This is a genomic window from Nocardioides sp. NPDC127514 (assembly GCF_040302125.1).
Taxonomy (GTDB): domain Bacteria; phylum Actinomycetota; class Actinomycetes; order Propionibacteriales; family Nocardioidaceae; genus Nocardioides.
On sequence record NZ_JBEORF010000031.1, the window covers coordinates 19938 to 36320 of the forward strand.

16 protein-coding genes are annotated in these 16383 nt (G+C 70.5%); 9 read left to right on the top strand and 7 right to left on the bottom strand.

What is annotated here, in order from left to right:
• Positions 1-12: 12 nt before the first annotated feature.
• Complete coding sequence (locus ABTX24_RS22855; protein ID WP_350842814.1) at positions 13-2985, top strand: bifunctional [glutamine synthetase] adenylyltransferase/[glutamine synthetase]-adenylyl-L-tyrosine phosphorylase; 2973 nt, start codon at positions 13-15, stop codon at positions 2983-2985.
• A gap of 18 nt (positions 2986-3003) precedes the next feature.
• Here the strand turns inward: ABTX24_RS22855 and ABTX24_RS22860 are convergent, their stop codons facing one another.
• Positions 3004-4218, bottom strand: a complete 1215-nt coding sequence (locus tag ABTX24_RS22860; RefSeq protein WP_350842818.1) for an MHYT domain-containing protein — start codon at positions 4216-4218, stop codon at positions 3004-3006.
• 191 nt (positions 4219-4409) lie between these two features.
• On the opposite strand from ABTX24_RS22860, the gene ABTX24_RS22865 reads away from it, so the two are divergent.
• Both ABTX24_RS22865 and ABTX24_RS22870 read left to right on the top strand, forming a co-directional pair.
• Complete coding sequence (locus ABTX24_RS22865; RefSeq protein WP_350842820.1) at positions 4410-5108, top strand: spermidine synthase; 699 nt, start codon at positions 4410-4412, stop codon at positions 5106-5108.
• Between the two features lie 10 nt (positions 5109-5118).
• Positions 5119-5595: a YbaK/EbsC family protein gene (locus ABTX24_RS22870; RefSeq protein WP_350842822.1), complete on the top strand. Its 477-nt coding sequence runs from the start codon at positions 5119-5121 to the stop codon at positions 5593-5595.
• Between the two features lie 82 nt (positions 5596-5677).
• On the opposite strand, the gene ABTX24_RS22875 is transcribed toward ABTX24_RS22870, so the two are convergent.
• On the bottom strand, positions 5678-5881 hold the full coding sequence (locus ABTX24_RS22875) for a cold-shock protein (protein WP_008357755.1): 204 nt from the start codon (positions 5879-5881) through the stop codon (positions 5678-5680).
• A gap of 324 nt (positions 5882-6205) precedes the next feature.
• On the opposite strand from ABTX24_RS22875, the gene ABTX24_RS22880 reads away from it, so the two are divergent.
• Positions 6206-7828 (top strand): glycoside hydrolase family 13 protein, encoded by a 1623-nt coding sequence (locus ABTX24_RS22880; RefSeq protein WP_350842824.1) that lies wholly within the window; start codon positions 6206-6208, stop codon positions 7826-7828.
• Positions 7829-7838: 10 nt separating this feature from the next.
• Here the strand turns inward: ABTX24_RS22880 and ABTX24_RS22885 are convergent, their stop codons facing one another.
• From ABTX24_RS22885 to ABTX24_RS22900, 4 genes are all read right to left on the bottom strand, one after another.
• Complete coding sequence (locus tag ABTX24_RS22885; RefSeq protein WP_350842826.1) at positions 7839-8819, bottom strand: ABC transporter substrate-binding protein; 981 nt, start codon at positions 8817-8819, stop codon at positions 7839-7841.
• Positions 8820-8900: 81 nt separating this feature from the next.
• Entirely contained in the window at positions 8901-9299 is a 399-nt protein-coding gene (locus ABTX24_RS22890) for a DUF1707 SHOCT-like domain-containing protein (RefSeq protein ID WP_350842828.1), read from the bottom strand.
• Between the two features lie 133 nt (positions 9300-9432).
• The gene (locus ABTX24_RS22895; RefSeq protein WP_350842830.1) at positions 9433-10353 is read right to left on the bottom strand and encodes an AEC family transporter; all 921 of its coding nucleotides are present in this window, start codon (positions 10351-10353) and stop codon (positions 9433-9435) included.
• Positions 10353-11066 carry a GntR family transcriptional regulator gene (locus tag ABTX24_RS22900; protein ID WP_160022174.1) on the bottom strand — a complete coding sequence of 238 codons (714 nt, stop codon included), beginning with the start codon at positions 11064-11066 and terminating at the stop codon, positions 10353-10355. The genes ABTX24_RS22895 and ABTX24_RS22900 overlap by 1 nt, the downstream gene beginning before the upstream one ends.
• 132 nt (positions 11067-11198) lie before the next feature.
• Here ABTX24_RS22900 and ABTX24_RS22905 point away from each other — a divergent pair, with 132 nt between their 5' ends.
• From ABTX24_RS22905 to ABTX24_RS22920, 4 genes are read left to right on the top strand one after another with little or no spacing between them, the layout of a single operon-like run.
• Positions 11199-12494 (top strand): MFS transporter, encoded by a 1296-nt coding sequence (locus ABTX24_RS22905; protein ID WP_350842832.1) that lies wholly within the window; start codon positions 11199-11201, stop codon positions 12492-12494.
• Positions 12491-13453 carry a phosphoglycerate dehydrogenase gene (locus ABTX24_RS22910; RefSeq protein ID WP_350842834.1) on the top strand — a complete coding sequence of 321 codons (963 nt, stop codon included), beginning with the start codon at positions 12491-12493 and terminating at the stop codon, positions 13451-13453. The genes ABTX24_RS22905 and ABTX24_RS22910 overlap by 4 nt, the downstream gene beginning before the upstream one ends.
• Positions 13450-14844 (top strand): acyclic terpene utilization AtuA family protein, encoded by a 1395-nt coding sequence (locus ABTX24_RS22915; protein ID WP_350842836.1) that lies wholly within the window; start codon positions 13450-13452, stop codon positions 14842-14844. Before ABTX24_RS22910 ends, ABTX24_RS22915 begins: the two co-directional genes overlap by 4 nt.
• Positions 14837-15154, top strand: coding sequence for a DUF4387 domain-containing protein (locus tag ABTX24_RS22920; protein WP_350842838.1), 318 nt, complete (start codon positions 14837-14839; stop codon positions 15152-15154). The genes ABTX24_RS22915 and ABTX24_RS22920 overlap by 8 nt, the downstream gene beginning before the upstream one ends.
• Here the strand turns inward: ABTX24_RS22920 and ABTX24_RS22925 are convergent.
• Positions 15151-15855, bottom strand: coding sequence for an SGNH/GDSL hydrolase family protein (locus ABTX24_RS22925; RefSeq protein ID WP_350842840.1), 705 nt, complete (start codon positions 15853-15855; stop codon positions 15151-15153). The genes ABTX24_RS22920 and ABTX24_RS22925 overlap by 4 nt on opposite strands.
• A 268-nt stretch (positions 15856-16123) precedes the next feature.
• Between ABTX24_RS22925 and ABTX24_RS22930 the strand changes: the two genes are divergently transcribed.
• Positions 16124-16383 (top strand): hypothetical protein (locus ABTX24_RS22930; RefSeq protein WP_350842842.1); only part of this gene is annotated, 260 nt, incomplete at its 3' end.

Genomic DNA, 16383 nt, shown 5'->3' on the forward strand with positions numbered 1-16383 from the left:
AGAATCGGGGCCATGACGTTGCCAGGCAAGGGCGAGCTGCTCCGGCTCGGCTTCAACGACCCGGACACGGCCCTGGCCCATCTGGCAGATCTCGGCCCCGGCGCCCATGAGCTGTTGGCGATCCTGGGCCAGGCGGCCGACCCCGACGCGGCGCTGGACGGTCTGGTCACGCTCGCCGAGTCCCAGGGTGACGGCTTCGTCGAGGAGCTCGCCGGCGACGAGGGCACCGCGATGCGGCTGGTCTCGGTGCTCGGGGCCTCGCCTGCGCTGACCGACCACCTGGCCCGCCATCCCGATCACTGGCGTGAGCTGGCCGACCCGACCCTCGGCACGACCAGGCCCGCTGCGTACGTCTTCCGGGCCTCGCTGCTCGAGGCCGTCGGCGCGAAGCCCGGTGACGAGTGCCCGGTGGCCACGGTCCCGGACGCGGAGGCGGTCGACGCGCTGCGGGTGGAGTACCGCCGCTGGCTGCTCCGGCTGGCCGCCCGCGACCTGGCCCACCAGCTCCCGGTCGACGATGTGGCCGCCGAGCTCTCCGACCTGGCCTGCGCCACCCTCGACGCCGCGCTCGCGGTCGCCCGCGCGCGGGTGGGCGCGGACGCCGACAAGGTCCGGCTGGCCGTCGTCGCGATGGGCAAGTGCGGCGGCCACGAGCTCAACTACGTCTCCGACGTCGACGTGATCTTCGCCCACGAGGCCGCCGACGGAGTCGGCGACGACGTCTCGCTGCGAGTGGCCACCCAGCTCGCCAGCAACCTGATCCAGGTCTGCTCGGCCCACACCGGCGAAGGCACCATCTGGCCCGTCGACGCCGCGCTGCGCCCCGAGGGCAAGGCGGGCGCCCTCTCCCGCACGATCGCCGGCCACGTCGGCTACTACGAGCGCTGGGCGAGCACCTGGGAGTTCCAGGCGCTGCTCAAGGCCCGTCCGGCCGCGGGCGACCTCGCCCTGGGCCGGGCCTACGTCGACGCCGTCAACCCGTTCGTCTGGAAGGCCGCCGAGCGCGACGGCTTCGTCTCCGACACCCAGAAGATGCGGCGCCGGGTCATCGCCCACATCCCGTCCCGGGAGGCCGACCGCGAGCTCAAGCTCGGCGCCGGCGGGCTGCGCGACGTGGAGTTCGCCGTGCAGCTGCTGCAGCTGGTCCACGGCCGCACCGACACCGGCATCCGCCAGCCCACCACGCTCTCCGCCCTGGCGGCGCTGACCCGTTCCGGCTATGTCGGGCGCGAGGACGGCGAGGCCATGCACGAGGCCTACGCGTTCCTGCGGCGGATGGAGCACCGGCTCCAGCTCTACCGGCTGCGACGCACCCACGTCGTCCCCGACGACGAGGAGTCGCTGCGCTGGCTGGCTCGCTCGCTCGGCTACCTGCGCGACCCGGTGGTGCGGCTGGAGAAGGAGTGGGGCCACCAGCGGATCGAGGTACGCCGCCTCCACGAGAAGCTCTTCTACCGGCCGCTCCTCGACGCGGTCGCCCGGATCCCGTCCGGCCAGGCCCACCTCTCCGCGAAGGCGGCCGAGGAGCGGCTGACCGCGCTGGGCTACGCCGACCCCAAGGCGGCGCTGCGGCACCTGGAGGCGCTCACCACGGGCGTCTCCCGGCGGGCCGCGCTGCAGCGGGCGCTGCTGCCGGTGATGCTGGAGTGGCTCTCCGAGGGCTCCGACCCCGACGCCGGGCTCTTCGGGTTCCGCCGGATCTCCGACGCCCTCGGCGCCACCCCCTGGTATCTGCGCTCCTTGCGCGACGAGGGCCTGGTCGCGCAACACTTCGCCACGATCCTGTCCACCTCGCGCTACACGACGGCGCTGCTGGAGCGGGAGCCCGAGGCGCTGCGCCTCCTGGGCCACGATCTCGCGCCGCTCTCCGCCGAGGCGCTGACCGACGAGATGGTCGCCCGCGCCGCCCGCCGGCGCACCACCACCTCCGCCGAGGAGGCCGTACGCCACATCCGGGCGATCCGCCGCCGCGAGCTGTTCCGGATCTCGGCCGCCGAGCTCCTCGGCGAGGCCGGGATCGACACCATCGGCGCTGCGCTGTCCCGGCTGACCGACGCCACCTTGGAGGCCTCGCTGCGTACGGTCGTGGCCGAGGAGGTCTCCCGCCGCGGGATAGACGGGCCGCCGACCCGGATCGCCATCATCGCGATGGGCCGCTACGGCGGATTCGAGCTCTCCTACGCCTCCGACGCCGACGTGCTCTTCGTCCACCAGCCCGTCGAGGGGGCCGACCCGGGCGAGGCGACCCAGTTCGCGCTCAAGGTCATCGCCGACCTACGCCGGCTGCTCGCCCTGCCGGGTGCCGACCCGCCACTGGAGATCGACGCCGACCTGCGCCCCGAGGGACGGCAGGGCGCGCTGGTGCGGACCCTGCCGGCGTACGCCTCCTACTACGCGAAGTGGTCGGGCATCTGGGAGTCGCAGGCGCTGCTGCGCGCTGACGCCGTCGTCGGCGACCCGCAGGTGCGCGAGGCGTTCACTGAGATGATCGACCCGCTGCGCTACCCCGAGGGTGGGCTGAGCGAGGACGACATCATCGAGGTGCGCCGCATCAAGGGCCGTGTCGACCACGAGCGGCTGCCCCGCGGCGCCGACCCCAACACCCATCTCAAGCTCGGCCGTGGCGGGCTCGCCGACATCGAGTGGACCGTCCAGCTGCTGCAGATGCGGCATGCGTACGCCGTCCCGGGGCTGCGCACGCCGCGCACCGTCGAGGCGCTGCAGGCCGCCCGTGACGCCTCGTTGATCGAGGCCGACGACGCCGAGACGCTCATCGAGGCATGGCGGATGGTCAGCCGGGTCCGCAACGCGGTCACGCTCGCGCGCGGCCGCCCGGCGGACTCGCTGCCCGCAGGGCCCGTCGAGCAGCACGCCGTCGCGGCCATCCTCGGCTATCCGGCGGGCGCGACCGACGAGCTGGTCAACGACTACCTGCGGATGACCCGCCTCGCCCACGGTGTGGTCGAGCGCGTCTTCTGGGAGTAGCCCCCAGCTGCAGCCGGCCTAGAGGTTGTTGTCGTTGCGCGGCGGCAGCCAGCCCGGATTGCGCGGCGCCCGAGGCTGCGGCTGAGCCGGCGGCTCGTTGGTCGCCTCCTCGCCGGGCTGTCCACCCTGCGGGTTGAAAAGGTCCGTCCGCCGCTCCGGGAAGCCGTTGGAGGGCTGCTGAGCGTAGGGCCGGGGCGTCCAACGTCCGTTCTGCGGGCGCAGCTGGGTCGGACGCTGCGGACGCTGGCCCGGGTTCTGCGGGCGCTGGGAGAACATGCTGCCGATGCCCTCGCCCGCCGGCTGGTTCGCCTGCGGGCTGCCGGAGGCGGCCGGCTGACGCGTCGGGAGCGGCTGCAGCGGCTGGCGCGGCTGCTGGAGCAGGTCGGGCTCGTGACCGGAGAAGGACTGCCCCAGGGCCGGCCGCTGCGGCACCATCGCGTGGGCGCCGGAGTCGGAGGTCACCGGCCGCCGGTCCGGGGTCCACGGGTCTTCGAGATCGTCGTTGATGCCCGCGAACATGGTGGCGAAGCCGATCACGATCAGCATGCCGGCCGAGATCGCGAAGATCGGCATCGCCAGGTAGACCGGGTCGGCACCGCTGACGTGCCCGAGCTTGTCGTCGGGGGAGCTGTGGATCTCGAGAGCGAGCATGCCGGTGTAGTGCATGACGCACACGCCGATGCCCATGATGACGGCAGCGCCCACGCGCATCAGCCGCGTGGTGACGTTGAAGGCGAAGAAGAGCGCGAGCGCCGAGGCGACCAGCGCGATGACGACCGAGGCCACGACCACGGCCGGCTTCCAGACCATCTTGGCGCTCATGTCCATGGCGTACATGCCGGTGTAGTGCATCGCGCACACGCCGGCTCCGGTGACCAGGCCACCGACGATGTAGCCCGCGTTGCCCCGCATGGCGGTCGCGATCAGCATGCCGACCATCGCCGCGATGATCGCGACGGCGAGCGAGATGAGGGTGGTGCCGACGTCGAGGGCGTACGCCACGTGGCTGTCGAAGGCGAGCATGCCGATGAAGTGCATCGACCAGATCGCGCCGCCGCCGATCGAGGCGGCCGCTCCGAACAGCCAGAGCCAGGCGCCGGTGCCCGCACCGCGCCGGCGCGCGCGGGTCGCACAGGTCAGACCGACCCATGAGCCGAGTACGGAGATGATGAACGACATCCCGACCAGGGGTTGGCTGAACGCCCCGATCGTGACTTCTTCGATGCTTGTCACGCTGCTTTGACTTCCTCTCGTTCCTCGCCGGACGGGGTGTGGGGGATCGGCGAAGTAGATCTGGAAACATGCGTGGATGCCCCAAGGGGTATCCGAGATGCATCCATAGCGGGCAATGGTGTCGTTGTCGCGCAGGTCACAGTAGAGGAACAGGTCCCCCATTTCCATGTGGGGGGTAGGGTATCTCCGCTATGGCCGACGATGTATATGTGCTCGAGCTCGACGCGATGCAGCAGTCGGCGGTCGATCTGGGGGATCCGACCCGCCTCGTGTTCGACTACATGAGGCGTATCGGGGATGTTATCGACCGACTGCCTCCAGGGCCAGTGCGAGTTCTGCATATCGGCGGTGCCGCGATGACACTGGCGCGCTACGTACACGCCACCCGGCCACGCTCCTCGCAGATCGTGCTCGAGCCGTCGGTCGAGGTCATCGAGCGCGTACGCAGCGAGGCGCCGCTCCCGCCGCGCAGCGGCATCAAGGTGCGTCCCGTCGACGGGAAGAGCGGCATCGGCAGCGTACGCGACGGCTTCGCCGACCTGGTGATCCTCGACGCCTTCGACGGCGGTCGCACCCCGGACGAGCTCACCTCTGCCGCCTTCGTGGAGGCCGTACGCCGCGTGCTCGCCCCCTCCGGGGTCTTCGTCGCCAACCTCGTCGACCGGGCGCCGTTCCCTCAGGCGCGCGACTTCATCGCCGCGGCCCGCGACCTCGGCGACATGGTCGTCGGTGTCGAGCCGGCGACGATGAAGGGCCGCCGCGCCGGCAACCTGGTGATCGTCTGCGGCACGGTGCCGGACTCGCCGTTCGGGTCACCCTCGCCGATGGAGTACCGGATCTTCACCGACCGCGCCGTCGCCGACTCCTTCGGCGGCGGGACGCGCCGCTAGGGTGGCGTTCATGTCGATCGAGCTGGCCCGCACCCACCTGGACCGATTCGGACGCGGTGGAGACATCATCGAGTCGGTCGAGTCGAAGGCGACCGTCGAGCTCGCCGCGGTCGCTCTCGGGGTATCGCCGGCGGAGATCGCCAAGACCATCAGCCTCTACACCGAGGACCGGACCGCCGCGATCCTCATCGTCGCGGCCGGCGACGCCAAGATCGCGAACGCGAAGTTCAGGGCCCACTTCGGCACCAAGGCGCGGATGCTCGCCGCCGAGGACGTGGAGCCGATGACCGGCCACGCGATCGGTGGCGTCTGCCCGTTCGGCAACCCGGCGTCAGCCGAGGTGTGGCTCGACGCCTCGCTGAAGCGCTTCGACATGGTCTACCCGGCCGCGGGCAGTGCCAACACGACCATCGCACTCACCCTCGGCGACCTGGAGACGATCAGCGAGGCCCGGGGCTGGGTCGACGTCACCAGGCTTCCCGAGTAGGCAAGGACCGCAAAAGGGGGACGGCCCCGCCCTGCCGAAGCAGGAGCGGGGCCGCCTTGCTGAGTTGTCAGCGGGGCCAGAGTCAGACCGGGCGGACGTTCTCGGCCTGCGGGCCCTTCGGGCCCTGGGTGACGTCGAACTCGACGCGCTGGTTCTCGTCCAGGGTCTTGTAGCCCTGGGTCTGGATCGCGGAGAAGTGCACGAAGACGTCGTCGCCCCCGTTGTCCTGGGCGATGAAGCCGAAGCCCTTGTCGCCGTTGAACCACTTCACGGTTCCCTGAGTCATGAATCTAATCCTTGTGTACACAGGGCGACTCCGTGCCGCCCTTTGGGCGTTGAATCCACGAGTCCTGATTTCTGCTTCTGCGGAAGACCAAGTGCTGCACGAACGGTCACCGAGAGCAACCGCGAAGCGCGTGGGGACGCCTCCTTCAACGCAGACAAGCCTACATGCCATGAGCCGACTTCGGGCAACCCCGGTTTTTCGGCGTTTCAGCCGGCGTATCCGTTCGAATAGCAGGCCCGTGGAGGACCGCCCGGTTTGACAACCCCGAGCATCACATCGACAAGATCGGGGTACTGGTGGCCAATCGAGGAGATAGGGGTCCACGTGGACCAGCCATGGTGGCGCGAAGCCGTCGCATATCAGATCTACCCGCGTTCGTTCGCGGACTCGAACGGCGACGGGCTCGGTGACCTGCAGGGGATCACCGACCACCTGGACTACCTCGCCGCGCTGGGTGTCGACGCGATCTGGATCTGCCCCTTCTACACCTCACCGCAGAACGACCACGGCTACGACGTCGCCGACTACTGCGACGTCGACCCGATCTTCGGCACGCTGGCCGACGCCGATCATCTGATCGCGCGCGCCCACGAGCTCGCCCTGAAGGTCATCGTCGACCTGGTTCCCAACCACACCTCCTCGGCACACCCGTGGTTCGTGGAGGCTCGCGCGGCGGCACCTGGGTCACCGGCCAGGGACCGCTACATCTTCCGCGAGGGCCGCGGTGAGAACGGCGAGGAGCCGCCGACCAACTGGCGCTCGGTCTTCGGCGGTCCGGCATGGACGCGGATCGAGGACGGACAGTGGTATCTCCACCTCTTCGACGACGACCAGCCCGACCTCAACTGGCACAACCCCGAGGTGGTCGAGGAGTTCACCAGGATCCTCACCTTCTGGCTCGACCGGGGCGTGGACGGCTTCCGGGTCGACATCGCGCACGGGCTCTTCAAGGAGCTGCGCGACCAGGTCGTCCCCGAGGGGCTCGCGCCGACCTCCGACGCCGCGGTGATGTACGAACGCGGCGTCACCGACGCCCCGATGTGGGACAACCTGGCCGTCCACGAGATCTACCGCGCCTGGCGCAAGCTGATCGACTCCTTTGACGGCGACCGGATGATGGTCGCCGAGGCCTGGACCCCTGGCCCGGCGGAGCTGCGGCGCTACGTACGTGCCGACGAGTTCAACCAGGCGTTCAACTTCTCCTGGCTGCAGGCGCCCTGGTCGGCCGAGGCGTTCACCCAGGTCATCGGGTCGACGCTGAAGGCGCTCGGTCCTTCGCGGGCGGCGCCGACCTGGGTCTTGTCCAACCACGATGTCGTACGCCACCGCTCGCGTTATGGCGACGGACTGCAGGCGCTGCACCGGGCTCGCGCGGCGACGCTGACGATGCTGGCGCTCCCGGGGTCGGCGTACCTCTACCAGGGGGAGGAGCTGGGCCTGCCCCAGGTCTATCTGCCGCCGGAGTATCAGGAGGACCCGTGGTCGGAGACCGGTGAGGGTGGTCGTGACGGCTGCCGGGTGCCGCTGCCGTGGAGCGGGTTCGAGCCGCCCTTCGGATTCAGCCAGGTGCCTGACGAGGACCTGCCCACGCAGCCGTGGCTGCCACAGCCGGCCGAGTGGGTCGACCTCACCGTGGCTGCTCAGAACGGTGTCCGGGACTCCACGCTGGAGTTCTACCGGGCGGCGCTGTCGGCGCGACGGGCCTTCGCGCTCGGTGCCGACGAGGACGTGGAGATCCTGGACGCGCCCGAGGGTGTGGTCTCGTTCCGGCGCGGCGGGGTCGGCGGTTCCCCAGACACCAGGACCGACCTGATCGTCGTGCTCAACTGCGGCATGGAGCCGACGCCGCTTCCCGAGGGTGAGATCGTGATGTACAGCGGCGATCCGGTCGTGGGTGACCTGCCCACCGACGCAGCGGTCTGGATCATCGCCCCCGCGGTCGAGTGACCGGCGGCGGTCAGGGGAGCAGGGCGTCCGCGTCCGGGTCCTTGGCGAACAGGCCGTCGGCCTTCGAGAGGTCCGCGAGCCTCTGGATCGACGCGGCGTCGATCTCGGAGGTCCACTGCGGCGTGTTGAGCTCGGCGAGCACCGATCCGGCGATGTCGGTGTAGGTCGGCAGGATCTTCTTGACCTCGTCCGGGTGCTGCTGGGCGTGGTCGAGCGACTCGTTCATCGCACGGGTGAAGGCCGCGACGGTGTCGGCGTGGGAGTCGGCGTAGTCCGTCGAGGTGAAGTACTCCGCGACCGCGAGGCCCGGGTCGGCGGCGACGAAGTTGGAGCCGAGGTCGGTCATGCCGCCCTGGGTGCCAATGGTGAGGAACGGCTCGACGACCTGACCCGCGTCGACGTCGCCGTTCTCGATGGCCGGGCCGATCTCGGGGAAGGCCAGCTCGACGTACTCGATCTCGGTCGGGTCGCCGCCGTCCTGGCGGACGAGCTCGTTGGTGGTGGTCGTGTTGATGTTCTTGAGCGTGTTGACCGCGACCCTCTTGCCCTCCAGGTCTCTGGGGGAGGTGATGTCGCTGCCGGCCTTGACCAGGACACCGGCCATGTCGGCCGACGGGTCGTCGGTGGCGTTGACGCCGGCGGTGACGACCTTGACCGGGAGGTCCTGGGTCTGAGCCAGGAGCAGGGAGGTCGTGTTGGAGAAGCCGAACTGGTATCGACCAGTGGCCACGGCGGGGATGATCGCGGCACCGCCCTCGGCGAGCTCGAGGTCGACGTCGAGGCCCTCCGCCTTGAAGAACCCCTTCTCCACTCCCAGATAGATGGGGGCGACATCGACGATCGGGATCACGCCGACGGTGATCTCGGTGGCGCCGCCGGCCCCCTCATCGGTGGACTCGCCACCGCCGCAGGCGCCGAGCGCGAGCGGCATGGCGATACCGAGTGCAGCTGCCAGACCGCGGCGCGCGGTGCGGGCGGGGGAGCGACTCATCGGGATTCCTCGGGGGCTGTGGGGTAGCGACCGCGGCACAACCTAGTGGTGTGCCCGGGTGGCGGCCACGGAATCCGGAATTCAGTGCGCGGAATGACGCATGTGCTGGTGACAACGGCGGGAGCGGTGGGGTCCGTTGCGGAAGACCATGGCTCCGACGGCGATCGCGGCGAAGACCCACCACGGCACGCCCATCACGACCAGCCCGATCGCGACGAGCAGGAAGCAGGCGACCAGCGGGAACGCTCGCGGGCGACCCCGGCGCGGCCGGCGAGAGACCTGCGGCGGCTGCGGCGCGCTCTTCGGCAGATCGGTGAAGAGCATCTCCACGTCGGCGCGGACCTTCGCGGACCAGACCGCGTCGAGGCGCTCGTAGTAGTCGTCGTCGGTGAGCCGGCCTGTCGAGTAGTGCTCGGCGAGCCTCGCCGACGCCTCCTCCCGATCGGCCTCGCTCACCCGCAGGTTGTCGAGGTTGCTCATGTCATCTCCCTTGTGAAAGCTGCATCGACTGTCGGCGTAGTGTCCCGATATATCGCGAGGGTACGCCCGAAGAGATGCTGCCGCAAGGGACTTTGGTCGGGCTCAGCGGTCGGCTCGGGTGCTGGCTTCGGGGCTAGGTGAGCAGCAGTACGACCAGCAGGATCGCGGGAACCGTGGCCAGCGTGCTGACGAAGATGACGTCGCGGGCCAGCAGGGTGGCGCGGTTGTAGCGCTGCGCGACCACGAACACGTTCTGGGCGGTCGGCAGCACGGAGAGCACGGTCACGGCCAGCAGCGCCTCGGCGTCGAGGCCGAGCGCGAACCGCCCGATGAGGTACGCCGCCACCGGCTGCACGATCTGCTTGGTCGCGACCACGGCGGCCAGCTCGAGCGCCGGGACGCCGCGGCCGGGCAGCGGGCCGAGCCGCAGCGCGACGCCGTAGGCGATCAGCATGGACGGGACCGCCATCCCGGCCACCAGCTCCAGCGGGTCCGAGACCGCTGTGGGCAGGTCGAGATCGGTGACGGAGAGCGCCACCCCGATCAACGAGGCGACGGTGATCGGGTTGGTCAGCGGGCGGCGGATCACGTCCCAGAACGACAGCTTCGTGGTGCTCGCATCGGCGTCGAGCAGGACCAGTGCCAGCGGCTGGAGCACCAGCATCTGCAGCAGCAGCGTCGGCGCCACCAGGACCGGGTCGCCCAGGACGTACGCCGCGATCGGCAGGCCGAGGTTGCCGGCGTTCGCGTAGGAGCCGCACAGGACCGCGACCACCGTGTTGCCCAGGCCGCGGCGGCGCAGCGTCTCGACGGTGGCCACGAGCGTCGCGGCGACGAGCACTCCGCCGGCGACCGCGACCAGGTTGCCGGAGAGCACGAAGCCGAGGTCGCTGTCGTCCATGACCGTGATGAGCAGCGCCGGGCTGGCGACGTAGAACGCCACCGTCGAGAGCGTTTTCTGACCGCGCTCGTCCAGGATCCGGAGCTGCGCGAGCAGGGCGCCGAGGGCGATGAGGACGCTGATCGTGGCGAAGCCGGTGAAGACCCCTGCCACTAGATCTCGCGCCGCAGGTCGAGGAGTCCGCGGGCGGCGTGCTCGGTGACGATGCGCTCGGACTCGACGGCGTCGCGGGCGCGCAGGGCGATCACCAGGGCGCGGTGCTCGGCGTAGCGGTCGGCGCCGAACTCGTCGCCGGCGAGCAGGTGCGCCCGGGAGATCTCCCGCTGCCGTGACCTGCTCAGCGAGCGCGACTGCTCGAGGAGGCGTACGAGAACCGGGTTGTGGGCGGCGGCGTTGACCAGCTCGTTGAAGCGGCCGAGGACGTCGAGGAAGCGGTCGGCGTGCTTCTCGACCGGCTTGCCGTCGCGATGGCGTGCCCGGATCAGGATCACCAGGTCGTCGGCCTCGTCGAGCAGCCGGTCGAGCTCGTCGAGCTCGTCGTCGGTCGCGTGCCGGGCGGCGAACCGGGCGGCCAGGCCGCGCAGCGCGACCTCGACCTCGGCCAGGTCGTGGCTGGCGTCCTCCTCGATCCGGGCCACCAGCGTCGTACGCGGCCCCACCCGCTCCACGAGGCCGTCGAGCTCGAGCCGCCGGATCGCCTCGCGGACCGGGGTCGGGCTGACGCCGAGGCGCTCGGCCATGCCTCGCTCGGTCACCTTGGCGCCGGGCTCGAGCTCACCGGAGCCGATCTGGCTGCGTAAGGCCTGATAGACGCGCTCGGCCACCGTCGTGGTCTCCGGGGTGGTCTCGGGGGAGGAGATCGACATGGTCCTGATCCTAGGCCACTTTTCCAACAGTGCCACCTCTTGACTCTTTTGCTGTAGCAAAACTACTGTGAGCGCCGCCACAGCACGCAGAGTCCATGCCGGGACCATGCAGAGATCACGGAGGTCCGTCTCGTGAGCACCACCATCCCTACCGCCCCACCACGGCAGCTCGGGCCCCGCCGGATCACGCTCCTCGTCGCACTGGCGGTCTTCGCCCAGGAGTCGATGTGGAACTTCTACGACAGCCAGGTGCCGCCGTTGCTGCGCGACCACCTGGCCAGCGCCGCCCTCGTCGGCTTCGTCATGGGGATGGACAACCTGCTCGGCATCTTCATCCAGCCGTGGATGGCCAACCGGTCCGACCGAACGCGTACGCGCTGGGGCCGTCGGATGCCCTACCTCGCCGTCGGGATGCCGCTCGCGGCGCTGCTGTTCGTGACCCTGCCGCACACCGCGGACTCGCTGCCGCTGCTGATCGTCGTCATCGTCGCGTTCGCGCTGGTCTCGAACTCGTTCAAGCCGATCGGCGAGGCGCTGGTGCCCGACTTCATCGCCCCCGAGCGCCGCAGCCGGGCCAATGCCGCCGTCAAGATCGCCTCCAGCCTCACCGTGATCGTCGCGGCGGTGGTCAGCATCCTGCTGGTCGATGACCATCCGGCCCTCGCCTTCGCGGTGATCGCGCTGATCACCCTCGTCTCGGTCACCGTGCTGTGCCTCTCGATCCGCGACAGCTCCTCGCCCGGCTATCAGGCGGCGGTGGCCGAGGACGCCGCCGAGGATGCCGTCGCGGAGTCGACGTCGGTCGGCCAGGCGCGCATCCGCGACACCATCTGGGAGATCGTGCGCGACACCGACCGCAGCCGGCTGCTGCTGATCGTGGCGATCCTGGTCTTCGGCAGCGCCTGGGCCGGCTCGCGCGCACTGGTCACGCCCTACGGCATGGAGACCCTCGGGCTCTCGCGCGGCGACGCGGGCGGGATCACGCTGCCGAGCGGGGTCGCGTTCCTGCTCGCGGCCTATCCGACCGCGCTGTTCGCCGAGCGCTTCGGCCGGCTGCGCACCATGATCGCCGGGATGGCAATCTTCGCGGCCGCCATGCTCCTCGGCACCCTGGTGCAGACCCCGACCGGCACCGTGGTGGCGTTCTGCATCGGCGCCGCCGGTGCCTCGGCCTTCCTGGTCAACGCCGTCGTCGTGCTGTGGAACCTGGCGCCGTCGGCGCGGGTCTTCGGGACGTACGCCGCGCTCTATGCGGTGGGCTGGCAGAGCGGTGCCTTCCTCGGTCCGGCCCTGATCGGCGGGGCCGTCGACATCCTGGGCTGGCAGACGATGCTGCTCGACATCGCGGTCGTCGCGGCGGTCGCGGTCGCGATCGTGGTGCGGATCGACCGCCTCCAGCGGCGTGGCGACGTCGAGCGGGCGGTGTGAGCGCGGTGGCCCGGATCCTGATCACCACCGACTACCTGCGGCCCGGCGACGAGGTCGACGACCTTCTCCGCTCCCAGGGCCACGAGACCCGCTACCGGTCCGGGGATCTGGTCGCGGACCTCGCCGGGGTCGAAGGCGCTCTCGTCGGTCACGACCCGCTCACCGCGGAGCTCCTCGCGTCCGCGGACCGTCTCAGAGCGGTTGTACGCACCGGGGTCGGCTACGACGCGATCGATGTCGAAGCGGCCGCACGCGCAGGGATCACGGTCAGCAACCTGCCCGGGATCAACGCCAACGCGGTCGCCGAGTACACGATGGGGCTCCTCCTCGCCTCCTCCCGACGGCTGGTCGTGAGCGCGACCGGTGTCGCGGCCGGCGGCTGGCCACGCGAGGACGGCCGCGAGCTGCGTGGCTCCACCCTGGGCCTGATCGGCTATGGCGCCGCCGCCCGTGCGGTCGTGCCGCTGGCCCGGGCGTTCGGGATGAGGGTGCTGTGCACGACCGGCGTCGCCGAGGCCGAGCGGACCGACCCGGAGGTCCGGTTCGTCGAGCTGCCCGAGCTGTTGGCGGAAGCCGACTTCGTCTCGGTGCACACGGCGCTGACCCCACGGACGCGGGGGATGCTCGACGCGGGTGCGTTCGCGCTGATGAAGCCGGGGGCGGTGCTGGTCAACACCGCCCGCGGCGCGATCCTCGACGAGGACGCGCTCGTCTCCGCCGTACGTGAAGGCCGGATCGCCGGAGCCGCGCTCGACGTGGTCGCCGAGGAGCCGCTGCCGGCCGAGAGCCCGCTGCGCGGGGTGCCCGGCATCGTCGTCCACTCGCACCTGGCCGGGCAGACCGCCGAGGCCCGCCGGGCCGCCGGCCTCGAGGGAGCCCGCGAGCTCCTCGACGCGCTCGCGGGCTGCCCGAAACATGCTGTCAACGCCCACCTGATCGAGGAGAGAAACAACAGATGACCAGCGACAACGCTGACTCCGTCAGCATCTTGGTGCCCAGCGGGATGCTCGGCGCCGGGTTCCCGGAGGAGACGATCACCCGTGGGATCGCGCTGGGAGCGGACGTGATCGCCGTCGACGGCGGCTCCACCGACTCCGGTCCCTACTACCTGGGTGCCTCGAAGCCGAAGACCACAGCCGCCGCGGTCGCCCGCGACCTGCGGCTTCTGCTCCGGGCAGCGGCCGGGGCCGGGATCCCGCTCATCGTCGGCTCCTGCGGCACCAGCGGCACCGACGACGGCGTCGACTGGGTCGCTGGGATCGTCGACGGCCTGCTCGCCGAGGAGGGCCTGTCGATGAAGGTCGCCCGGATCTACAGCGAGCAGCGCGCCGCCGATCTGAAGGAGCCGCTGGAGGCCGGCCGGATCCACGCGCTGCCGCCGCTGGGCGACCTCGACGGCGCGACCCTCGAGGACTGCACCCACATCGTCGCGATGATGGGCCACGAGCCGATCGCCGAGGCCCTCTCGGCCGGGGCTCAGGTGGTCCTGGCCGGGCGGGCGACCGACACGGCCAACGCCGCTGCGTACGCCTTGCTGAAGGGGATGCCCGCCGGGCCGACCTGGCACGCGGCCAAGATCGTCGAGTGTGGCGGCCAGTGCACGACCAACCCGCGGATGGGCGGGGTCTTCGCGACCATCGACCGGACCGGGTTCACCATCGAGCCGCTCGACGAGAGTGCCGCGTGCACGCCGATCTCGGTGGCCGCCCACATGCTGTACGAGACGGCGAACCCGTATCTGATGCGGGAGCCTGACGGCACGCTGGACGTACGCGACGCCGTCTACACCGCGCTCGACGAGCGCCGGGTGCGCGTCGAGGGGTCGCGGTTCCATCACGCGGACCAGCACACGATCAAGCTCGAGGGCGCCCGGATCACCGGCTACGAGACTATGTCGTTCTCCGCGATCCGGGACCCGCTGATCCTGAAGGACATCGAGGGCTGGGCCTCGCTGATGCACCTCGTGTTCACCCAGCGCGTCGAGCAGACCCTCGGCCTGACCAGGGACGACTACGACTACGACCTGCGCCTCTACGGCTACAACGCGGTCCTCGGCGACCTCGACCCGTCCACCGAGCCGCCGCGCGAGGTCGGGGTGATGCTGCTCGTCCGGGCCGCCGACCAGGCCCTGGCCACCGCGGTCGCCAAGGTCGCCAACCCGCTGATGCTGCACCTGCCGGCCCAGGACATGGACTACCTGCCCAGCCTGGCGTTCCCCGGGTCGCCGGCCGAGGTCGAGCGGGGCGCTGCGTACGAGTTCGTGCTCAACCACGCCGTCGACAGCCTCACGCCGACCGCGATGTTCCGCACCGAGTTCAGCACCGAGATCGGAGAGAAGCACGATGCCTGAGACCACCCTGGGAGACCTCGCGACCGAGGTCCGCTCCAAGAACGCCGGACCGTTCTGGATCACGATGGAGCTGTTCATGCGCGACGCCGAGGGCTACCGGATCGCGGCCGACGAGACGTTCCTCGACGAGGAGGTCGTCGCCGGTCTCTACCGGGTCGATCCGGGGTCGGTCCAGATCTTCCGGATCCCGTCGCTCAACGTCGTCAAGATCTCGTACCCGCGCCCGGTCTCGCAGGGCTCGCTGCGCGACCGCGACACCCACGCGGGCCAGCACCACGTACCGCTCGCGCAGCTGGTGGTGCCCAGTTAGAGGTCGAGGTGGTCGCAGATCGCCTGCGCCCATCGCGCATAGCCCGCCGGCGAGGCGTGAAAGCCGTCGGCGGCGAAGAAGGACGGCTCCGCGGGACCGAGGTCGGCGGAGCTGACCCACTGGACCGACGTACGCCCGGCGCAGACCAGCCGCGCAGCCTCGTCGAGCGCCTTCCCGCGCTCGGCGAGGTAGCGCCGCAGGGTGCGGGGGAGTGACGGGAACGCGCCGAACTCCGGGATCCCGGGGAGGACGGTGTGCGCTGCGTGCTCCTGGAGGGTCTGGACGATCGCGGTCAGATCCCGCGTCCAGGCCTCGACCGAGCGGCGCGCGAGGATGTCGTTGACGCCCACCAAGAGCACGGCGAGGTCCCACTCGCCGGTGACCTTGGTGAGGATGCCGTGTCGGATCCGCTCGCTGGTCGCGCCGTACTTCCCGAGCGCCCGCCACTCGACCGGACGCTCGGTCTGCTTCGCGATCGCGCGCGCCATCGACCCGGCGAAGGCGAGGTCGTGGGTGGGTGCGCCGCGCCCCGAGGCTGACGAGTCTCCGATCACCATCAGCCGCAGCGGACTGGCTGCTTCATCTTCCGTCGGCGCCGGCACGAAACCCTTCGTCGGACCCTCCGGGCGAGGCTCCTTTCCGATGGTCCGATGGACGTACGCGGCCTGTGCGGCGACCAGTGGGAGCAGCAGTGGATTCATCGTCTCTCCCGGTGCGGTTCTGTCGTGACGTACGTGCTCTTCCGTCGTTCTACAGCGCGTGCTCCGGCGGGTCTCCGACGTCGGCTGAACGGCGGGCGAATGTCCCCGGAAGGTTTGACACAAGGGGTCCTCGCGTCGGTGAACGTTGAGGTACAAGACAAGGGAATCCAAGACACGCGACCCGACCTGCTGCGTGCCAGCCCTAGCATCACGCCCAGCTGTGAGCGCTCGACCACAACCCTCCCCTCACTCGAAGGAATGCGAAGCCATGTCCGACTTCATCAGCGGCATCTTCAACCGAAACAAGAACGAGCAGCCGAAGGCAGGGGAGGGCGAGTCGACCGACCTCTCCGCCCCCGGCTACGGCGAGACCCTGGCCGCCCCCGAGGCCAGCGCGTACGTCACCGAGGCGCCGGCTCCGCCGGTTGCCGAGCCGGTTGCCGAGCCGGTTGCCGAGCCGGTTGCCGAGCCGGTTGCCGAGCCGGTTGCCGAGCCGGTTGCCGAGCCGGTTGCCGAGCCGGTTGCCGA

Bases quoted from the DNA above. Each gene is read 5' to 3' on its own strand.
- ABTX24_RS22855 (WP_350842814.1), top strand. From the start codon at position 13: ATGACGTTGCCAGGCAAGGGCGAGCTGCTCCGGCTCGGCTTCAACGAC.
- ABTX24_RS22865 (WP_350842820.1), top strand. From the start codon at position 4,410: ATGGCCGACGATGTATATGTGCTCGAGCTCGACGCGATGCAGCAGTCG.
- ABTX24_RS22870 (WP_350842822.1), top strand. From the start codon at position 5,119: ATGTCGATCGAGCTGGCCCGCACCCACCTGGACCGATTCGGACGCGGT.
- ABTX24_RS22875 (WP_008357755.1), bottom strand. From the start codon at position 5,881: ATGACTCAGGGAACCGTGAAGTGGTTCAACGGCGACAAGGGCTTCGGC.
- ABTX24_RS22885 (WP_350842826.1), bottom strand. From the start codon at position 8,819: ATGAGTCGCTCCCCCGCCCGCACCGCGCGCCGCGGTCTGGCAGCTGCA.
- ABTX24_RS22890 (WP_350842828.1), bottom strand. From the start codon at position 9,299: ATGAGCAACCTCGACAACCTGCGGGTGAGCGAGGCCGATCGGGAGGAG.
- ABTX24_RS22900 (WP_160022174.1), bottom strand. From the start codon at position 11,066: ATGTCGATCTCCTCCCCCGAGACCACCCCGGAGACCACGACGGTGGCC.
- ABTX24_RS22915 (WP_350842836.1), top strand. From the start codon at position 13,450: ATGACCAGCGACAACGCTGACTCCGTCAGCATCTTGGTGCCCAGCGGG.
- ABTX24_RS22920 (WP_350842838.1), top strand. From the start codon at position 14,837: ATGCCTGAGACCACCCTGGGAGACCTCGCGACCGAGGTCCGCTCCAAG.
- ABTX24_RS22925 (WP_350842840.1), bottom strand. From the start codon at position 15,855: ATGAATCCACTGCTGCTCCCACTGGTCGCCGCACAGGCCGCGTACGTC.